The organism is Nitrobacter sp. CN101, assembly GCF_055390255.1.
In genome coordinates, this window is record NZ_AP038833.1 from 3,689,358 (window position 1) to 3,708,514 (window position 19,157).

The window sequence follows — 19,157 nt, forward strand, 5'->3', positions numbered from 1 at the left end:
GACTCGACGATGCAAGAAATGCGGCGAGAACGGTGCGAGTCAGTTAGATTCTTCTCGTATGAACGTCGATCTCGCCGCACTGCCCGACGACGTGGAGACGCTGCAAAAGCTGGTGCGTTCGCTTGTAGCCGAGCGCATCAGCCTCAGCAAGGCGAAGGCCGAGATCGAACGGCTCAATCTCATCATCAAGAGGCTGCAGCGCAACCAGTACGGCCGCCGGGCTGAGCGGCTCGATGACGAGCAGTTGCAACTCGGCTTCGAAGACCTCAACGCCGATCTTGCGCGCGTCGAAACTAGCCTTCCGCCTCCGCCAGCCGAGAGCCGTCCCCCGAGGACCCAAAGCGAGCGCCCGAGCCTGCCGGTGCACTTGCCCCGCGAGGATGTCAGGCTCGATGTTGAGCATCAAACCTGCCCTTGTTGCGGCGGCATACTGCACTTGATCGGCGAAACGACGAGCGAGATGCTCGACCATGTGCCGGCGCGACTGCGGGTCATCCGCATCGGCCGGCCGCGCTATGGCTGTCGGGCCTGCGGGACTATCCATCAAGCGCCAGCACCAGAGCGGCCGATCGCCAAGGGGCTGGCCTCCCCGGCTCTGCTCGCCCATGTTCTGGTCTCCAAATACTGCGATCACCTCCCGCTCTACAGGCAGAGCCAGATCTTCGCCCGGCAGGGCGTCACGTTGGACCGCTCGACCTTGGCGAACTGGATCGGCGGCGCCTGCTGGTGGCTGGAGCCCCTTCAATCCAAGCTCGCTGAACACATCTTTGCATCGCAGAAACTGTTCGCCGACGACACGCCGATCCCGGTACTCGATCCCGGCCGCGGCCGCACCAAAACTGGCCGGTTGTGGGTGTACGCCCGCGATGACCGGCCTTGGAACGGACCGGATCCGCCAGCCGCGGTCTATCTCTACAGTCCGGATCGCAAGGCTGAGCGTCCCGCTGCTCATCTGGCCAACTTCAGCGGCATCGTTCAGGTCGACGGTTATCCCGGGTTCGATCGGCTTCGCGACGGCGGTACCATCCAGCTCGCAGCTTGTTGGGCTCACGCCAGGCGGAAGTTCTACGAGGTGCAGCAGGCGACCGCCTCGCCTGTCGCGACCGAAGCGCTGCGACGCATCGCCGAGCTTTACGTGATCGAGGCCGCCATCCGCGGCCAGACCGCGGAAGCACGGCAAAGCATGCGTCGATCAAAGTCGTTGCCTCTGGTCACGGCGATGAAAGCATGGCTCGAAATGCAACTCGCCCAAATCCCGCCGCGCGGCGGGCTCGCCAATGCCACTCGCTATGCCCTGAGCCGCTGGGATGCTCTTTGCTGCTTCCTCAATGACGGCCGCATCGAGCTCGACACTAACACCGTCGAACGCGCCATTCGTCCGGTCACGCTCGGACGAAAGAACCACCTGTTCGCCGGACCAGATGGCGGGGCTCAGCGCTGGGCCACAGTCTGCTCCCTCATCACCACGGCAAAGCTAAATGACGTCGAGCCCTTCACCTATCTCAAGGACATCCTTGAACGCATGTCGGCCGGTCATCCCATGAGCCGGCTCGATCAGCTCTTGCCATGGAACTGGCGCCCGGCAACTATCCTCAACTAAGATAACGTGTCAGGAATAGACGCTTACCGTTGAGCCGTTGAGTGGCTTCGAGGTAGGCGTAGAATTCTTGCACGCTTGTTTGGGGCGCGCAGGATCTGTTCTCGTTCTCCATTTTTTTGATGGGGAGAGTGAGATCGCGAACGAGAACGGAGCTTGGACACGTCAAGGCGAGGCGTTCTGGCGGGCGCACCATGAGGCTTGGAAGCGTAGCGACTTGAATCAGCGTCAATATTGTGAAACGCAAGAATATTATGACAGATCGTTGATGCGTTGTACATTTAAATTGATGTTTGATACTAAATTTCATATGGTTAAAGCATATTCACTGATCGGAGTTGCCAGAATTCATGATTTCCGCCAGTCAACTCAGGGCCGCCCGTGCGCTCTTGAATATAGATCAACGGCAAATGGCTGAACTGGCAGATCTTTCAGTTCCGACTATTCAACGCATGGAAGCTAGTGACGGCGTCATCCGTGGCAATGTCGATTCCCTGATGAAACTGGTTTCAGCTCTGGACAACGCGGGCATCGAGTTGATTAGTCCGGATGGTCAAAGCTTGGCTGGCGGTCGGGGCGTCCGGCTCAAGGAACAAGTCACGAAGCCAAAGATAAAGCAACCAAAGCCTTTCTCGTCGAGGCCCTTGGAACGAACTCGATAATCTGAAGTGGCCTCCCTGAAGTATGATTTTCGGATGTCCTTTGCGGGCGTCAAACCTTCACTGAGCGCTTCGCTTGAGGAGTGGTTAACGCCATCGGCGCGACGTGGGCCGGGATTGCCCGCCGCTTACGCTCGTATCCAGCCAGCCTTGCGCGGTTCTTCGCTCAATGAATGCGCCCGCGTTCACCACCGTACGCTCCTGCGCAAACAATGGGCACGGGCGCATCCGTCGTTTCACGTCCCGTAGCTACGACGCCCACAACTCCAGTACTGTTTCGATCGACCCGCTCGTCGTCCATGATCGACGTCGAATCATGGTGATGTAGCGAGTCAGAACTCGCTAATCAGGCTATTTTGATCTGCTACTGTTCGAAAAATTGGTCATTTTCGGACAGAAAAACGGGGTGCGGCCACAATGGCTGATCTCCGCAGGGCTATCGCCTTCTCTTGTCCGTCAATTGCTCGACAACGGCAGGCTGCGACGTCTCGAACACGCGACTGGCAAGAACGTCGGACGCTACTACCGACTGGACATCGTCGACAGACAGGATGGCGTCCTCGTCCGCGACCAGGCGATTGGCCTGACGCAAGCGAATACGATCCAGCGCGTTGCGGATCGAGCGTGCGTTGGAGAACAAGGGCTGCGCCTTGCGCAACGCGATGTAACGTACAAAGGCGTCGCGGGCGTCAGAGGTGAATTTATAGTTCATGTGACGCAGCATCACCTCCGCGATCGCGAGCAACTCCTCGTTGGTGTAGTCGGGGAAGTCGATGTGATGGGCGATGCGCGAGCGGAAACCGGGATTGCTGGAGAAGAATTTTTCCATACGGTCGGCGTAGCCGGCGAGAATTACCACCAGGTCCTCGCGTTGCGACTCCATGACCTGAAGCAGTATCTCGATGGCTTCCTGGCCGTAGTCACGCTCGTTGTCGGGCCGATGAAGGTAATAGGCCTCGTCGATGAACAGCACACCGCCCATCGCCTTTTTCAATATCTCCTTGGTCTTCGGCGCGGTGTGGCCGATATACTGTCCGACCAATTCATCGCGCGTGACCGACACGACATGGCCACGGCGTACATAACCCAGCCGATGGAGAATATCGGCCATCCGCAAGGCAACGGTGGTTTTGCCGGTACCGGGATTTCCGGTGAACGACATGTGCAATGTCGGGATCTCCGACGTCAGTTCCATTTTCTTGCGTATCCGCTCGACGAGGAGCAGCGACGCAATCTCCTGGATTCGTGTCTTGACCGGCTTGAGACCGATCAGCTCTTGATCGAGCTGCTTGAGTATCTCGCCGATTCCAACGGCCTCGAGTTCCTCGCGAAGGTTGACTTTTTCTTGCATCGAAGATGGTCCTGATAACCTCGGTCGGGAGCTTCTTTTTTACGACCGCTCGCGAGAAAACCGTTCGGGGAGAAAGGCTCCGCCGTCACGAGACGACGGAGCAGTACATCCGGGCTGGACGACCGAAAGGATAAATCGTCCAGCCTTAGCCGGTGGAATCATGATGAATAGCGCTGACCTTCGGAACGTTCGGCCACCGCATAGGAAGTCGTGGTGTATCGGACGTTGCGACCATCGGATTCCTGGCGCTCGAGCCGGAAGCCCGGCTCGTTCTTGGGCCTGTTGACGATGAACGAGATCTTCACCGACTCCCAGCCAGGACTGGAATCGAACCCGGAGATCCGGATGTAGCGGTCGCCATAGACCTTCCGGCACTCCTTCAGCTCCATCAGCACGCCTGCCGCGTCCGGCAGGTCGAACATCGGCAAATTCCACATTTCCCAATAGGTATTGCGGGGATGCGGATCGTCGGTGAACTCAATGTTCACCGCCCACTTCTGGCTGAGGCAGTACTGGATCTGCCGGGAAATCTGATCGTCGGTCAGATCGGGCAGGAACGAAAAACAACCTTGAGTAATACGCATGATGTCCTCCATTACGCCGCAGGAACGGCGGTCGGCACGTAGTCGGGAGCGTCGGTCGAGGCGTAGTCGAAGGTGACGTCCTTCCACACCTCAAGCGCCTGCTTCAGCGGCGTGCAGCTCGCGGCTGCCTTGGCCAGGATCTCCGGCCCTTCGCTGACGTAATCGCGACCTTCGTTGCGAGCGAGGATCATCGCTTCCAGCGCCACACGATTCGCTGTCGCACCGGCCTGGATGCCCATCGGGTGACCGATGGTGCCGCCGCCGAACTGCAACACCACATCCTCACCGAGGTGCTGGATGAGCTGGTGCATCTGGCCGGCATGGATGCCGCCGGAAGCGACCGGCATCACCTTGTTGAGGCTCGCCCAGTTCTGGTCGAAGAAGATGCCGTGTTCGAGCTGGGTCGGGTTGTACTCCTCGCGGCAGATATCGTAGAAGCCGCGCGTGGTAAGCGGATCGCCTTCCAGCTTGCCGACCACGGTTCCTGCGTGGATATGATCGACGCCGGCGAGCCGCATCCATTTGGAGATGACGCGGAACGACACGCCGTGACTGCGCTGCCGCGTGTAGGTCGAATGACCGGCGCGATGCAGATGCAGGATCATGTCGTTCTTGCGCGCCCAATTCGACATCGACTGGATCGCGGTGTAGCCGATCACCAAGTCGATCATGACAACCACCGAGCCCAACTCTTTCGCGAACTCAGCGCGCTCGTACATGTCCTCCATCGTCGCCGCAGTGACGTTGAGGTAGCTGCCCTTGATCTCTCCGGTCGCTGCCTGGGCGCGATTGACCGCCTCCATGCAGTAGAGGAAGCGTTCTCGCCAGTGCATGAACGGCTGCGAGTTGATGTTCTCGTCGTCCTTGGTGAAGTCGAGACCGCCTTTCAAGGCCTCATAGACCACGCGGCCGTAATTGCGGCCGGACAGGCCGAGCTTCGGCTTGACGGTGGCGCCGAGCAGCGGCCGACCGAACTTGTCGAGGCGCTCGCGCTCGACGACGATGCCGGTGGGCGGCCCCTTGAACGTCTTAACGTAAGCAACGGGCAACCGCATGTCCTCGAGCCGCAAGGCCTTGAGCGGCTTAAAGCCGAACACGTTGCCGATGACCGACGCGGTGAGGTTGGAAATCGAACCGGGTTCGAACAGGTCGAGATCGTAGGCGATATAGGCGAAGTACTGGCCTTCCGCCCCCGGTACCGGGTCGACGCGATAGCACTTGGCGCGGTATTTTTCGGCTGCCGTGAGGCGGTCCGTCCATACCACGGTCCAGGTCGCCGTCGAGGATTCACCAGCCACCGCCGCCGAGGCTTCGATCGGATCGACGCCATCCTGAGGCGTAACCCGGAACAGGCAAATGACGTCAGTGTCCTTCGGCGTGTAGTCCGGCTCCCAATAGCCCATCTTCTTGTAGGACATGACGCCGGATTTGTAGCGGTCCTTACCGCGAACGGTCATCGATTTTTCGTTTTGGACGTTCATATATCTCTCCTTCTTCTCTCTGTGATCCGCGAAAGTTCCGGATCGAATGTCACGCCGCGGCAACGGCCGTATCAGCGATGCTTGGATCAAGTTTGCCCGTACGATAGAGCTCGGCCATCTCAGCCCGTGGGTTCACCTTGATTTTTGAGGCATTTCCCGCTGTGCAGCGATCGGCTCCTTCTTGAAGCTCCATCCGGGGATTGGCGTGAGTCTGACGATCACCACTCGCCAGGAGATACGCAGGCCTTGCGTGGCTATGCGCTTCGCGATCGTGGCCTCCTCCCGACATCGAACTGGACACCCACTTGATCGCGACCATCGGGCTTCCGGACTAGCAGCGAGCGACCTGGCGCGGCCTTCCTCGAAAAGGTCGATCAGCTAGGCAACTGAAGCATAAAACATCGTATCTTCAAATGAAGAATTAATGTCTTCAACCAAACACATAGTGCCTTAAACAGAATATTCAGTGTTTTTTATAGCTATTCACGTGCTTAGAATATAAAAAATGATATACTAAACACCAATTGTTATTTCTTATATAATGCATCAGACTCGCTTATGTATCTGACACTCAGACAGCTCCAGATCTTCGACGCTGTGTTGCGTCGGCGGAGCTTTACGCGCGCGGCCGAAGCGCTGCACCTCACCCAGCCGGCGGTCTCAATGCAGATGCGACAGCTGGAAGAGCAGATCGGCGTGCCGCTGTTCGACCACGTCGGGAAAAAGATCCACCCCACCGACGCGGGTCGCGAGTTGCATCGCCACGCCACGCTCATCGGCGCCAAGATGCGCGATCTCGAGTCTGCGATGGAGGAGTTCCGCGGCGTCCATCGCGGAGAACTCGACCTCACCGTGGCGAGCACGGCCAACTACTTCATGCCAAAGCTCATCGCAGCTTTCTGCGCCTGCCATGCCAGGGTGCAGGTCCGGCTGCAGGTGTCCAACCAGACGCATATCCTCAAGACGCTATCGGCGGCGAACCAGGACCTGGCCATCATGGGGCAACCGCCAGAGAACGCCGAGCTCGTCGCGCGCGCGTTCCTCGACAACCCGCTGGTGGTCATCGCTTCGCCCGAGCATCCGCTGGCCGGACGCCGGAAGATTCCGCTAGTGGAATTGGGTCATCAACCGTTCATTACCCGCGAGCCCGGCTCCGGCACGCGCAACGCCGCGGAGCGTCATTTTTCGCGTCTTGGGGTGGAATTCCACTCGGTGATGGAGATGAGCAGCAACGAGGCCATCAAGCAGGCTGTCGAAGCCGGGCTGGGGCTGGGCATCCTGTCGCTGCACACTCTGGAATTGGAGTTGGTGACACGCCGCCTGGTCACCCTCGATGTGAAGAGTTTTCCCATCGTGCGGCAATGGTTCGTCGTGCATCGCAAGGGTAAACGCCTATCGGCGGTGGCGCAGTCCTTTCTAGCGTTCATCACCCAGCAAGCGCGGCCGCTGGCCTCGCCCAAGCAGTCATCGATCCACTCAGGGCTACAAGCCTTTCGTCTTCAACAATGAGCGCGCCGCTCGTTGCCCAGGCTCAGGAGGATCTCGTCGCATGAATGCGATCAAACTGCATCCGCTGAAAAAACTGGAAATCATTCTCGCCGGCGAGCACAAGGAATTCGCTACCGACTTGCTCAACCGCGCCGGGGTGAAGGGTTACACCATTGTTGGCAATCTGTCGGGCAAGGGCAGCCACGGCCTGTACGAAGGGCACCTGATGTTCAACGAGGACGACGTCCTCATCATGATCATCGCTGCGGTACCGCAAGGCTTGGCCGATTCGCTGCTCGATGGTTTTCAGCCGTTTTTCGACACCCACTCAGGTGTGATTTTCGTCAGCGACATCCAGGTCTGCCGCCCGACCAAGTTCATGGTGGCCTGCCCTCATGAGGTGGCCCGGTTTCAGTCTTAATGCATGATCGGCTTTTCGACCATGCTTGCGCGGCTAACAAAGCCCAGCCGGATGTCTCAAAACCGGGCTGCATTACAGAGGATCGCGGATATGAACACGCGTAAACGCCTTCAGTCCCTGCGACGAGAAGCCAGCCCGGTTGCTGTGGCGGCTCCCGAGGCGACGGCCATGCCCGATCATCCGGCGTGTATGATCGGCGGCGGGCAGATGTGCGAGCATGCGCTGGTTGATCGCGATCTCAATCGCATGCTGTTCGATTACGAACGGACCGTGCGCTCGCGTTTTACCCGCATCGTCGATGTACTCAAGCGTATCTCGACGTATCAGCACGACGAGAATTTTATCGGGCGGGCGCAGCAGCTTACCCGCGAACAACTCGGCTTCGATCTTCCGACGCAGGTGCTCGAGGACGCCTGGGTGTGTGGGCTGGATTTGTCCACGCTGCATTCACGCTGCATATTCAGCTCTTTGAAGTTGAGCGTCGATAACGCGCCGACAGAGCAGGCCGGCTGGCGCCAACGTCTCCCGCTCGATGAGAATTTTCTGCGTTCGTGCGGCTACCACACCGTGGACATCAGCCCGTGTTCCGACGGCCGGCTGCAGGGCGTCGGCGCCTATGTGCTGCGCATTTTGCCTGGGCCAAATGTGCGGGTGAAGGGGTATGCCGGTGCACTGTTTAATGTCGAAGCCAATGTGTCAGACTGGGCAGAGCGCGAAGTCAAGCGATTGTCGGGGGCTATGGTCGATGGTGACCGCCTGAACTACCTCAAGATCGCCGTTTATCATTTCAGCAGTTCCTCGCCCGACGGCCAGGGTTGCGCTGCTCACGGCAGCAACGACCGTCAGGCCATAGAGGCGGCACTGCAGCGCCTGCACGAGTTGCGAGCGGCGGTCGACCAGACTTTCGGCGCGGGCGCCGCGCCAGATGTGTTGCTTATCGGTGTTGACACGGATCTGGATGCGCTACGCATCCATCTGCCCGACGGCTTCGGCGAAGTCAACGTGCACCGCTACTTCGACACCGCGCAGGTCTACCGCGACACCCTCGGGCTAGCGCCCGATGCCGCGCGGGCGCATATCGCCGAGACCGTCGCCGTTGCCGAGGGCATGAATGACGGGAGCCAGGGCACCGGCCGAATGCACGAGGGTATGCGCCGCCTGGTGCTGGCGCTGGCTGAGGCCAACCTATCGCAAATCGAATACGTCATTGAGCACCACACCGGGCGCTACGCGACCATCGGGCACGACGAGGAGTACATCATCGCCGGGGAGAAGCTGCGGCCGCTGCAGCTGCGCAATCTGTTTTATCTCGCTCACCTCAACACCATGGAGGAAGGCGCGCCGGACATGGATGTCGGGATTGATATCTTCACCAAGCTCAACGCCGCGCACGGTCTGCCCGTGCCGGTTCTGGTGCATTTCGAATATGATGCACGAGTTCCCAAGTCGCGCGAGCGGGCGATCGCGCGGGGTCGGCGGGTGCGTGACGCGATCGAGTCGCGCTACCCAGTTCTGGCCACCCGGGGTCTGCTCAATTGCGCGATTGCGGTGAGCGAACGTGGCGGCGACGAGCGCTGCGCTTTCGTCGCCGACGACGCTGTCGACGATCATTGAGGACGTATGAGCCATGAAGATCATGCGTGTAAGTACCACCCTCGTGTCGACCAATCGCATCCATGCCATGGGTCATCGTCCGCTGCTTGTCGTGCAGGAAACGCCGAATGGACCGCGCAGCGTCGCGGTCGATGCCGTCGGCTGCATCCCGGGCGACTGAGTAATTTGTGTCAGGTCCTCCGCGGCGCGCGATGCGGCAGGGGCCAAGAAATTATCCGTCCGATCTGACCATCGTCGCATCACGGGCTAGCGTCGGCATCTGTTCCTGGCTGCCGAGATCGACCTTTAGGCGGCTCACCGGTGCCTCAGCTGCCCCGAGTTATTCCGTCTGCTGGGAGGTGCTCACCCCGGAGACATCCTCCTCGTAGAGCAAGTGGACCGCCTTACCGCCACCGACTGGGACGGCTCAAGGCTGAGCTTACCGCCCGCCGTGTTCGGGTGGTGGCGCTAGACCTTCGACCTCGTGGATGATGGCAACCACCTCCACCGATGATTTCACCAGCCGCATGTTTGAGGCCATCAACGGGATGCTTTTAGACATGCTCGCTGCTGTTGCCCGCAAGGACTATGATGATAGCTATCGGTCAGTCATGGAGCGCAGAGAGCCACCGGATGCAGCCGCGCAACGATTGCGAGGTGGCCAAGCGTCAAGAGCGAGCGGCCTAGCGGCGGCCCTTTGGCCGCACCCAGTCCAGGATTTTCCCCGCTGCGAGAAACAGAATAACGCCAGCAAATACGAGTGTGAAAAGGATCGAAATCATGGGGCATGGTCCGCACAGGAGAAGGTTGTAGACACCCTCCCTCCACCGTTACCACAAAGCGGGGACCTCGCGAACGGGGGCACGGGGGAAACCCCCTTCGCAGCCGTCACATCCAAAACGCGGGCGTCAAATGTTTGCACACCGACTCCTCGGTGACGGCTGAACCGTTTTACCGGAGTCAGGGATACAAGGTCACTGAATACTGCCACCATTGCTGAACGGTCGCTGGTCAGTGGCATGTGTAACGATGAAGAAGATGCTCTGACATGCGGGTGAGCCAAGCGGATTGGAAAGCATAAGCAATCCTTGGAAGGCTTTCTGGTCTCACCTCCGACTAACACACCTACACCACCCCATCTCAATGCACTGCCTATCGCGATCCGGCTCGTGCGGCGCTTGCGTAGCAAACGCCCTTCCCAGAGGCTCACCACCAACATGATGATCGTAGTGAGCGAGCCCATGGTGAGCATGGTCGATCAGAGGGTAAGGGCGCGGTCAATAAGACGGAGGTCGAGAAAACCAGTGTGTTTCGTCGGAGCTCCGTTCCGACGCCGATTGACACACCAGCGCCATCATCACCACCAATCTGGCATTCGGCGAATGGCTCAGCGTCTTCGACGACGCCAAGATGACACCCGCGTTGCTCGACCGGATCCCCATCATTGCAAGATCGTCGAGACCTGAAACGAATCTTGGCGCTTCAAGAGTCACTCACAGAACTAAAGCCGAAAACCTGATCAAGCTGCGCAACCACGACCAGCTTCGCCTGATCGGGTGCTAATCGGCATGCCCTTCGGCACCTCGAACTGGAGAGAGCGTTGCGCCGATGATGTCTAATATATTTAACCTTATGCTTGATATATTAGTTAGTAGGTATAGATGTTCAATACGGATCTTGGCAAACTTTGAGGGGATAAGCCCGCTCGGCATCTGCGCTGCCTCTAAGGGTGTGGTCTGGACGGCCGCGGCCCGATAGTCGCTTTTGGTGCGCTTGCTAAGAGGTGGACGCGTCACGCATCGCATCACGTCTCGGGTAAAATGGCTTGCATTAGCATTGCGAGTTGGCTCGGTCAGTTACTGTCCCGCTCGGAGCGCAGAAAGCTAGAAATGGTAATCAATGACAAGGGATTCACGCAAAGATGCCTTCACCATATTCCACTGGGTTGTTGTGCCGATGCCCGCGCTGCGGCAAGGGGAAGCTCTTCGACGGATTCATGACGTTGAAGCCCGAATGTAATTCGTGCGGTCTGAATTTCAGCTTCGCAAACGTCGGCGACGGGGCCACCATATTCGTCATAATGATCGCGGGTGCCATCGTCGTCACCGCCGCTCTATTTACTGAAGTCAAATATCAGCCGCCGTATTGGGTTCACGTGGCGCTTTGGATTCCGTTGATCCTGATCGTGACGCTTTGGCCGCTGCGGGGGCTGAAGAGCCTCCTTGTATCGCTGCAGTATCACCACAAGGCATCGTAAAGCGAGGCTCATCCCCCGCGCCTACGAATAGCTCCGGACGTAGGCCTGAACGTTTATTCCGCTCAAGGCGTTTGGCAACTGGCGATCGCTGTTTAAAGTGGAGCCACAACCGCCCGAGCGGAAGCTGTTGTATCGACGGCGCCCCTTAAGTCCTCCCCTTAGTCCGCCCGTAAGTCCGGGGACTTATCACTCCTCGGCGGCAGTTCAGCGACAAGCGCTGGATCCTTGAAGAAATGATGCGGCCCCGGGCGAGCGGCAGCGCGCGCCGCTATGGTATCACTCCGCGCGTTCTGCGCCGATGGGAACTCAACGAGTTTGATCGCACTTGGCCAGCGAACCTTGAGCGTCCGATCTCTATTCCTTCCCCGCAGTGGGCAAAGACGACACCGACCGCCATTCGCTCGGCGAGCGTCCGGTCAGCTTTTTGAACGCCCGGCTGAAGGCCGCTTCGGATTCGTAGCCGACCGCTTCGGCCACCGCGGCGACCTTGGCGTTGGTGTCTGTCAGCTGTTTGGCCGCGAGCTGCATGCGCCATTGCGTCAGATATTGGATCGGGGGATAGCCGGTCAGGTGCGCGCAGCGCTCAGCTAGCGCCGAGCGCGATGCGCCCGCTTCGGCAGCTAGCGTCTCGAGGGTCCAGGCGTTCGCCGGCCGAGCGTGCAGTAGGGTCAACGCGCGGCCGACGAGCGGATCGCGCAGGCCCGCCAACCACCCCGTGTTGCTGGCGAGCTGGTCCATATGCATGCGGATCACTTCGACGAACATCAGCTCCGACAGGCGGTTGAGAACACTCTGGCTACCGGCGCGCTTGCTGTTCGCCTCCCTCGTGGCGAAGCGAATGAAATTATCGAGCAATCCGTCCGACGGGCCCGCTGTCCCGCCCCCACAGCGGATAAAGCGCGGCAGCGAATCGAGCAGCGGATTGAACGGGCGCACGTCGCAACTGAAAAAGCCGCAGATCAAATGGGCGTCGCTTGGGCCTCCGCTGCCGGTCGTAAGCTTGAACGGCAACGCATTGTCGTCGGCCGGCCGCCGGTGCAAGGTCCAGTCTGGCTCGGCGCGCATACCAGGTTCGCTCGACAACGCGTGACCGTTGCCGTGTGGCAAGACGGCAATGTCGCCTTGCCTAAGCCGGACTGGCCCGAAGCTGTCGTCATCGACGAGCGATATCCAGCACGTGCCTTGCGTGACCACGTGATACTCGATCGCATGCTGCGCGCCGGGCGTAACGTCTTTGGCGATCTGGGCCGAAGGCGGCGCTTCCGCGACCCACGGCGACGTCGCGGTAACGTCGAAGAACACCGAGCCGGTCAGGCGCACGGCCGACAGCAGTTCCGACAGCACGTCCGTGCTCATAGGCAACGTTCCAAAGCCGGCCTGGAGGCGGGCGGATGGCAACGATAACAAGTCTGGACGCGCGAGCAAGAAGCTCGGTAGCCCAGTCATTCAATCAAAACGACGCAGACGGTATCAACAGGTGCACTTGCAAAGGCTCCCACGGCCGCATGCCCGCGAATCTCGCTGCTAGGCATGCCGCGTGGCGCCCTATCGTCAGGGAGGACCACCATGACTACCGTCATCGATTGCCATTCGACCGCTGCTAAGGCCACACCGGACTTCGAAGCCCTCAAGGGCAAACAGCACGCCGCCTGGTCGTCGGGCGATTACGCCCGCATCGGCGTCACTCTTCAGATCGTCGGCGAAGAGCTGGCCGAAGCGATGGATCTGCGTGCGGGACAGAAGGTGCTCGATATCGCCGCGGGCAACGGCAATGTCACGCTGGCTGCAGCGCGGCGGTGGTGTCACGTAACATCCACGGACTACGTGGAACCGTTGCTCGATCACGGCCGCCAGCGTGCAGAGGCGGAAGGCTTGCGCATCGATTTCCGCATCGCCGACGCTGAGCATCTGCCATTCGAGGATGGATCGTTCGATGCCGTTGTCTCGACCTTCGGCGCTATGTTCAGCCCGGACCAGCATAGCACCGCGTCCGAGATGTTGCGGGTGTGCAAGCCCGGCGGCAGGATCGGCCTGGCCAACTGGACGCCCGACGGCTTCATCGGCCAGATGTTCCGCGTAATCGGCAAGTACCTGCCGCCGCCGACCGGGGTCAAATCGCCGGCTTTATGGGGCACGCGCGCGTGGGTAGATCAGACATTCGGTGCCGCCGCGTCGGTGATCGCTGCCAAGCCGCGCATATTCAACTTCCGCTACCACTCGCCGCATCACTTCCTCGACATCTTTCGCGAATATTACGGGCCGCTGCTTAAAGCGTTCGAGGCGCTCGACGCATCTGGCCAGAAGGCACTCGCGCGCGACATACTCACATTGATCGGCGATATGAACCTGGCGAGCGATGGTACCATGGTCGTGCCAGGCGAATATCTCGAAGTCGTCGTGACGCGACGGTGAACGCCGGACACGACCGGAGCAGCAATCCACACGATGGCAAGCCAGTGCCGAGTGCTACTGAGATTCAACAATTACCACGGTCGTGAGATGATCATCACGCCGACGTTGGAGAAGCGCGAAGTCTTAATTTCGCGAGCCCGACCGAAGCCCCCCTCGTTACGAGGACCCGCTTAACGGTGTGAGGTTGCCGCCCGCGTTCGCGGGAGGAAAGTGGCACTGGCCCCGGTCATAAGCAAACCTGCACACCCCGTCGAAATCGGCGGGGTGGTGCGTCGCCGGCCGCCGATCTAGTGGACCACAAGAACCGGAATATGCGCAGTAGAAACAACCTCGGCAGTCTGGCTGCCCAAAAGGACCCTCTTGATTCCACGGTACCCGTGCGAGGCCATGACGATCAGATCACAATCATGCGTTTTCGCTGCATCAACGATAGCTGCGGCCGGTAAGGCATTTGGGATATGGAGCGTCTCGACCGTCAGTCCCATTTCTTCTGCTGCCGCTTTCGCTGCGGAAAGGATAGCTTCTGCATGCCGTGTGTTGGCATCTTTAAGCCGATCCGGGTCCATTCCCGCCATGCCCCATCCGCTTGCGCTGATGGACGGAACTGGAAATGGCTCCGTCACAGTGATGATTGTAACCTTGCTGCCGTTTTCGTCGGCCAGCGCCAGGCCATGGTCGACACCTTTCTGTGCCAGTTCGGAGCCGTCAGTGGAAATGAGAATATGAGCGTACATGGGTAGTGCCCCTCGCACTCAGAAATCCTGCGACGATCATAGCAATCACATCTGACCTCAACAAGGAGCTGCTGTGCCGGCCGCTTGGTTGTCGCAGTTTGACAACGCGCAATGCAGCCATTGTCTTTTGCTACGGCCTCGTGCGCTTGCGTGTGTGGCCTTGAACCTTTGTCAGGTTCGATCGACTCATTTATCGTTGGGGATTTCAGGGCCCAGTGTGTATCAGCCAACGCTGCCGGCGAGCATATTCTGCCGCGCGGCGCTGTGTGTTTTGTGGCGTTAGCAGCCAAAGCAAAAACCGTCGGCGCGTAGCTCTGCATCAATCCGCGGGCGCCCTCCCTGCGGGCACGACTTCCAACGCCAGTAGCAGCGAAAGCCCGCCCTCTACCGACGCACGAGGGTCTCGGACCGGATGATGGTAAGAACCTTCAGGATTGAGGGCGACGCCGGTTCCAGAAAGCTGTGTCCCACCGCGCGGCGGCCGCATAGCGAGCCGCAAGGGCTGGCACGTAATCAGCAAAGCCCTGCGCCGCGATCATCGCGTAGCGCTTGCGAGCGAGTTCATCCCGGCCGTCAATCATATCCGACGCCGCATAGGCGGCGAGGATGCCCGAGCGCAGCGCGTGAACGATCCCGCGCGACGACAGCGGATCGGCGGTGAACAGGGTATCGCCCGCTGCGACCCACCGCTCGCCCGCAGCCTGATCGAGTGTGGCTGTCCCCGCTGACTTTACCAACCTTGCGGTTTCGTGTGCATCAGGCGGCACAAGCGGCGCGATAAACCGTGTTACCGCCAAGGCGCGGTACCAGTGTTTTGACTGGCGCAGTTCGCTGCCCAGATCCGGATCGGTCAGACATGACACCACCCGGCATTGATCGGGCAAATCGGCGCTGTACCACCAGCCCTCAGGGCGAGCCTCGATAACCATTCGGCAATCGCCCGGCGCGCGGTCGAAGAAGCGGGTATAGGCCACAAGGTGGCTGTGAACCCGAAGCTTCGCGCCAAAGGACCTGGCGAGCCTCCAGTTGCGGCCAGTTGCCCAGATCACGGCGCTGGCGAGAATCTCTCCATCAGCCAGATCGAGCCGCCAGGCCCGGTCTTCGCGAACCGCCGAGCGTACCGCGCTCCCGATTCGCACCTCGGCGCCCGCTGCGTTCGCCGACCGTACTAGCAGCCGATCGAACCGCGCCCGGTCGAGTTGCCAGCCGGCGCCCTGAGCGGAGAACATGCTGTGCCGCTCGTGCGATGTTTCGCCACTCCATGCCGCAACGACCGCGCGGCTCCTTACAAACGCCTCGGCCACGAACGATGTCCAGACGTCGAGCTGGCGCAGTAGCCCTTGCGCCACTGCCGGCAAAATCTCGCCTGGTTTCGGCCGCTCGTGCCACCCCGCCTCCAGGAGCACGACGCGCTTTTGGGGCGCGTGGCGGCGCAGTGTCAGAGCCGCCGCAGCGCCCGCCGGCCCGCCGCCTATGACAGCGAAATCAACCTGCTCGGACGGCATAGAACGATGCCACCACTCCTGCGGGGTTGGTGCTGCCGCCGCTGCCCGAATGGGGTATAGTGCGCACCACCGAGCCAACGATCGCAGGTACTTCGAGCCGGTCAGTGCTATTCGGCCATACAGGCACAAGCCAGCCGATATAATCGTAGATCCATTGCTCGCCGTCGACCACGCCCTTGCCCTGGAAGCGCACCTGCATGGGCGAACCGAAGCCAAAGCTGCCACGTAGATTGAGCGACCATCCAGGTCCGCCAATCGTCCCCGAAAGCTCGGTTTCGGACTGCTCCACGATCGCCAGCGTGCCCTCGCCGAAGAGCAGGTCGTTGGCTGCCTTGCCGAGATCTGGATCGTTGAGGAAGCTGCGATAGCTCCAGTTGCCGACAAAGGGATTGGTCATTCGTCATTCTCCCGAGTCTTCGACGCAGATGTATTTGACGCCAGGCGAAGGCTGATCGAGGCCTCCCCCAGGGTTACGGACGACGAAGCCGAGTTTCGACCACTCGCTCACCATCTTCAGGTCGCCGGCCAGCGTCTGCGGAATGCCGCGCGCCCAGCTGCGCAACTGGAAATCGCTGCCGACAGGATAGTAGACCTGCATCGGCCGGTGCGCCGGCCACCACAAGGTCTCCCAAACGCGCCGCTCGCGCTCCAGCAGCTTGTTGCCGACGCTGTCGGGATAAAGAACGTTCCATTCCTCGTAGGTGACGTCGATGGTCTGAGTAGAGCATTCGTTGAAATCGGCCTGCCACGGCAGCCCGCTGAGCTTAGTGAGATCGCCAGGCTGCAGCCCGATATCGAAATCGCTGCCTTGCGACAGCGGGTCGGATGCATAAGCGATGTAGCCCTCTTCGCTAACGCCCGCCCCCCACCGATTAGCATTTTCCTGCGCCGCGGTCAGAGCGAAACTGTACCATTCAGGGTCAGCCTTGATCCGGTAGGGCTCGCGCCAGATCGCCGGGTTGCGGATGATCCATGTCACTTCGCCCCCAGGGCAGAAAGCGCCGCCGAGCCCGTTCGATAGCACGCCCTGGTCAAGACCGCGGCCGCCTGGCACATTCCAATCCTTGTAGGGCTGCCACGGATCGATCGCCGGCGCGAAGCCCGCATCCACTTCGTCGATGAAGACGCCAGCTGCCCATTGTCGCAGCAGGAAAAGCTGCGTGTCCGTCAGTCGCAGAAACTTGCTCACCGTTTTGTTGGTGATCGGATTATCGCCGGCAAGCAACGGCATCAGCGGCAGGTGATAGGTGCGCGTCGCGGGGTTGGCGTCGAGATGGAACAGATTCTCCTCGCCGGGTTTGCGCAGCAGATCGAACAGATATTGCCGCGCGGAGCGGCCGGGATCGGTGACGGCATCTTTCGCCGCCACGGCAAGCGCACGCTCAAGCAACTGGCCGGAGCGGTATTCGAGCGCCAGCCGGCGCAGAGCTGCTTCAATCGGTTCATCAGGATCGGTACTTCGGTCCGGCTCGGCTGGTTCCTGCCGCGACGAAGATCGGGCGAGCGTCAGCTTCCGCTTGGGCGGCGGCGCGGCAACCGCAGCGATGCGCTCAATCACGCCGGCGACCGCCGCATCGAAAGCGTTGCGTGCCTTCACGTAGGCGGCGTCAGCTTCTGCGTCGTTGTCGGCGAAGACCTTTTGCCAGCGCGCGGTGTAGGCGCGTGGCGTTTCACCATTGTCAGGTGGGCAGACCGTCGCGGTGAACGTCGCTGCCGCCATCCTGAGCGCAGCAGCGACATCGCCGACCACGGCATCATCCGCCGCGCCGGGGGCCTGCGTCGCATCGAGCAGCATAAGGCTCGGCTCGACTGCGACCTCAAGGAGACGCCCGCTGACATGATCGTCCTTTGAACGCGCCTCCTTCTGCGCCAGCGCGCGCGGCGCGATCCGTGGCGGGATGCACAGCCGATAGGGGTCGAAAGTTCCCCGGCTCGACTGGTTGTGCGGAAAGTTCGATAGCTGGAGGATGTTGGTGAAGTAGGAGAATTCGTCGGCGCGAAACAGGATCGGCCAGATGTCGCGCCAGAACCACGGGCGATAGGCTGGGTTCCACTCAACCGATCCCGCCTTCCAATGAAGCAAGGCCGCCGTATCGGTAGGATCAATCTTCTGCGGCGCGTCGAACGTTCCGGCGGTGCCGTACATATCGGTGCGATAGGCAAATTCGCGGATCGACATGTCCTCGACCACATCTTCAAGCGTGATCATGTCGAGCACTTCCGGCGCGTAGCGCGGATAGCCGACCAGCACCCAGGCCGGATATTCGACATCGATGTAACGTAGTGCCTGGACGCGCTCCTCCATCATCACCAGCCGCGCCATCACCGGTCCGTCCGAGATGTCGTCGAACCAGCCATCGCTGTTGGCGTAGGTCTCGATGCGCGGATGGCCGAACCCGCTCAGGAACGAGCCGCTGTTGCCATGCCCGCCAAGCACCAGCAGCCGTCCGTTGTCGTCCGTCATCATTTCGCCGAGCGTGTCGATGTCGTGCGGCACCATCCCGGTCGGCGGGAAGGTGGCGGCGTAGGCCGGATTGGCGTCTCGCCCGAAGCTCGCCTTGCGCCGCGCCGTACAGTCAACGGCCTGGGGACCAGCATCGATGATCAGTTTTTGCCGCTCCACCGGATCGGTGATGGCGGCATTGCGCAGTGGCGTGTCTGCGGGGTAGCCGGCCTCGCCGCGTAGGCCGTCGAACGTGAACCATGCCGCCTTCTTGTTGGCGAGCTGAACGCGCCACTGGATATCGACCAGCTTGCCACGATTGCCGCCACCCTCGACGTGATCGCCGATCTTGAGCGGGATGCCTTGCGGATTGGCCGCGTCATAGACGAAGATCTGGAAACGCGCGGCCTGGCGCTTAATGCGACCCTTGTTGTCCTTGAAGTGCTTGATCGGTGCATCGCCTGTGGCAGCGTTGCCGTTGGCGTCGCATTCGATCGGCAACTGTGCCGGCTTTTCCGGCGAGATACAGAAAGCCTCGGGGCTGTCGCCGAGCCGGGCGATGCCGATAGCCGGGTGGATGCGATAAACTATTGGGTCGGCCAAATTGATTTCCCCCTGCGCCCGCGCCGGCC

17 protein-coding genes and 1 pseudogene are annotated in these 19,157 nt (G+C 60.5%); 9 read left to right on the plus strand and 9 right to left on the minus strand.

Annotated elements, in window-relative coordinates:
- Positions 1–58: 58 nt before the first annotated feature.
- Both tnpC and ACZ5IL_RS18440 read left to right on the plus strand, forming a co-directional pair.
- Positions 59–1,600, plus strand: a complete 1,542-nt coding sequence (gene tnpC, locus ACZ5IL_RS18435) for an IS66 family transposase (protein WP_464593767.1) — start codon at positions 59–61, stop codon at positions 1,598–1,600.
- Positions 1,601–1,947: 347 nt separating this feature from the next.
- On the plus strand, positions 1,948–2,259 hold the full coding sequence (locus ACZ5IL_RS18440; protein WP_464593768.1) for a helix-turn-helix domain-containing protein: 312 nt from the start codon (positions 1,948–1,950) through the stop codon (positions 2,257–2,259).
- 433 nt (positions 2,260–2,692) lie between these two features.
- Here ACZ5IL_RS18440 and cbbX read toward each other — a convergent pair whose 3' ends face one another.
- The 3 genes from cbbX to ACZ5IL_RS18455 form a co-directional block, all read right to left on the minus strand.
- Positions 2,693–3,607: a CbbX protein gene (gene cbbX / locus ACZ5IL_RS18445; RefSeq protein ID WP_464593770.1), complete on the minus strand. Its 915-nt coding sequence runs from the start codon at positions 3,605–3,607 to the stop codon at positions 2,693–2,695.
- Between the two features lie 158 nt (positions 3,608–3,765).
- Positions 3,766–4,191, minus strand: coding sequence for a ribulose bisphosphate carboxylase small subunit (locus ACZ5IL_RS18450; RefSeq protein WP_464596940.1), 426 nt, complete (start codon positions 4,189–4,191; stop codon positions 3,766–3,768).
- An 11-nt stretch (positions 4,192–4,202) separates the two neighbouring features.
- The gene (locus ACZ5IL_RS18455) at positions 4,203–5,672 is read right to left on the minus strand and encodes a form I ribulose bisphosphate carboxylase large subunit (protein WP_011316104.1); all 1,470 of its coding nucleotides are present in this window, start codon (positions 5,670–5,672) and stop codon (positions 4,203–4,205) included.
- 558 nt (positions 5,673–6,230) lie between these two features.
- On the opposite strand from ACZ5IL_RS18455, the gene ACZ5IL_RS18460 reads away from it, so the two are divergent.
- The 4 genes from ACZ5IL_RS18460 (at position 6,231) to ACZ5IL_RS18475 (ending at position 9,355) form a co-directional block, all read left to right on the plus strand.
- Entirely contained in the window at positions 6,231–7,181 is a 951-nt protein-coding gene (locus ACZ5IL_RS18460) for a LysR family transcriptional regulator (RefSeq protein WP_464593773.1), read from the plus strand.
- A 40-nt stretch (positions 7,182–7,221) separates the two neighbouring features.
- Positions 7,222–7,581, plus strand: coding sequence for a P-II family nitrogen regulator (locus tag ACZ5IL_RS18465; protein WP_464593775.1), 360 nt, complete (start codon positions 7,222–7,224; stop codon positions 7,579–7,581).
- A gap of 189 nt (positions 7,582–7,770) precedes the next feature.
- Positions 7,771–9,195: a carboxysome shell carbonic anhydrase gene (locus ACZ5IL_RS18470; RefSeq protein ID WP_464593777.1), complete on the plus strand. Its 1,425-nt coding sequence runs from the start codon at positions 7,771–7,773 to the stop codon at positions 9,193–9,195.
- A 13-nt stretch (positions 9,196–9,208) separates the two neighbouring features.
- On the plus strand, positions 9,209–9,355 hold the full coding sequence (locus tag ACZ5IL_RS18475) for a EutN/CcmL family microcompartment protein (RefSeq protein WP_464593779.1): 147 nt from the start codon (positions 9,209–9,211) through the stop codon (positions 9,353–9,355).
- Between the two features lie 258 nt (positions 9,356–9,613).
- On the opposite strand, the gene ACZ5IL_RS18480 is transcribed toward ACZ5IL_RS18475, so the two are convergent.
- Positions 9,614–9,736 (minus strand): hypothetical protein, encoded by a 123-nt coding sequence (locus ACZ5IL_RS18480; RefSeq protein WP_464593781.1) that lies wholly within the window; start codon positions 9,734–9,736, stop codon positions 9,614–9,616.
- Positions 9,737–10,518: 782 nt separating this feature from the next.
- Here ACZ5IL_RS18480 and ACZ5IL_RS18485 point away from each other — a divergent pair.
- Together ACZ5IL_RS18485 and ACZ5IL_RS18490 are read left to right on the plus strand one after the other, a co-directional pair.
- Positions 10,519–10,640: pseudogene (locus tag ACZ5IL_RS18485) on the plus strand (ATP-binding protein); the annotation flags it as partial.
- A gap of 455 nt (positions 10,641–11,095) precedes the next feature.
- Positions 11,096–11,431, plus strand: coding sequence for a DUF983 domain-containing protein (locus ACZ5IL_RS18490; RefSeq protein ID WP_464593783.1), 336 nt, complete (start codon positions 11,096–11,098; stop codon positions 11,429–11,431).
- A gap of 354 nt (positions 11,432–11,785) precedes the next feature.
- Here the strand turns inward: ACZ5IL_RS18490 and ACZ5IL_RS18495 are convergent, their stop codons facing one another.
- On the minus strand, positions 11,786–12,787 hold the full coding sequence (locus ACZ5IL_RS18495) for an AraC family transcriptional regulator (protein ID WP_464593785.1): 1,002 nt from the start codon (positions 12,785–12,787) through the stop codon (positions 11,786–11,788).
- A 210-nt stretch (positions 12,788–12,997) separates the two neighbouring features.
- On the opposite strand from ACZ5IL_RS18495, the gene ACZ5IL_RS18500 reads away from it, so the two are divergent.
- The gene (locus ACZ5IL_RS18500) at positions 12,998–13,843 is read left to right on the plus strand and encodes a class I SAM-dependent methyltransferase (RefSeq protein ID WP_464593787.1); all 846 of its coding nucleotides are present in this window, start codon (positions 12,998–13,000) and stop codon (positions 13,841–13,843) included.
- A 287-nt stretch (positions 13,844–14,130) separates the two neighbouring features.
- On the opposite strand, the gene ACZ5IL_RS18505 is transcribed toward ACZ5IL_RS18500, so the two are convergent.
- The 4 genes from ACZ5IL_RS18505 to ACZ5IL_RS18520 form a co-directional block, all read right to left on the minus strand.
- The gene (locus ACZ5IL_RS18505; RefSeq protein WP_464593789.1) at positions 14,131–14,577 is read right to left on the minus strand and encodes a universal stress protein; all 447 of its coding nucleotides are present in this window, start codon (positions 14,575–14,577) and stop codon (positions 14,131–14,133) included.
- A gap of 428 nt (positions 14,578–15,005) precedes the next feature.
- Positions 15,006–16,082 (minus strand): NAD(P)/FAD-dependent oxidoreductase, encoded by a 1,077-nt coding sequence (locus tag ACZ5IL_RS18510; protein ID WP_464593791.1) that lies wholly within the window; start codon positions 16,080–16,082, stop codon positions 15,006–15,008.
- The gene (locus ACZ5IL_RS18515) at positions 16,063–16,479 is read right to left on the minus strand and encodes a hypothetical protein (RefSeq protein ID WP_464593793.1); all 417 of its coding nucleotides are present in this window, start codon (positions 16,477–16,479) and stop codon (positions 16,063–16,065) included. Before ACZ5IL_RS18515 ends, ACZ5IL_RS18510 begins: the two co-directional genes overlap by 20 nt.
- 3 nt (positions 16,480–16,482) lie before the next feature.
- Entirely contained in the window at positions 16,483–19,128 is a 2,646-nt protein-coding gene (locus tag ACZ5IL_RS18520; protein WP_464593795.1) for a LodA/GoxA family CTQ-dependent oxidase, read from the minus strand.
- Positions 19,129–19,157: the final 29 nt, after the last annotated feature.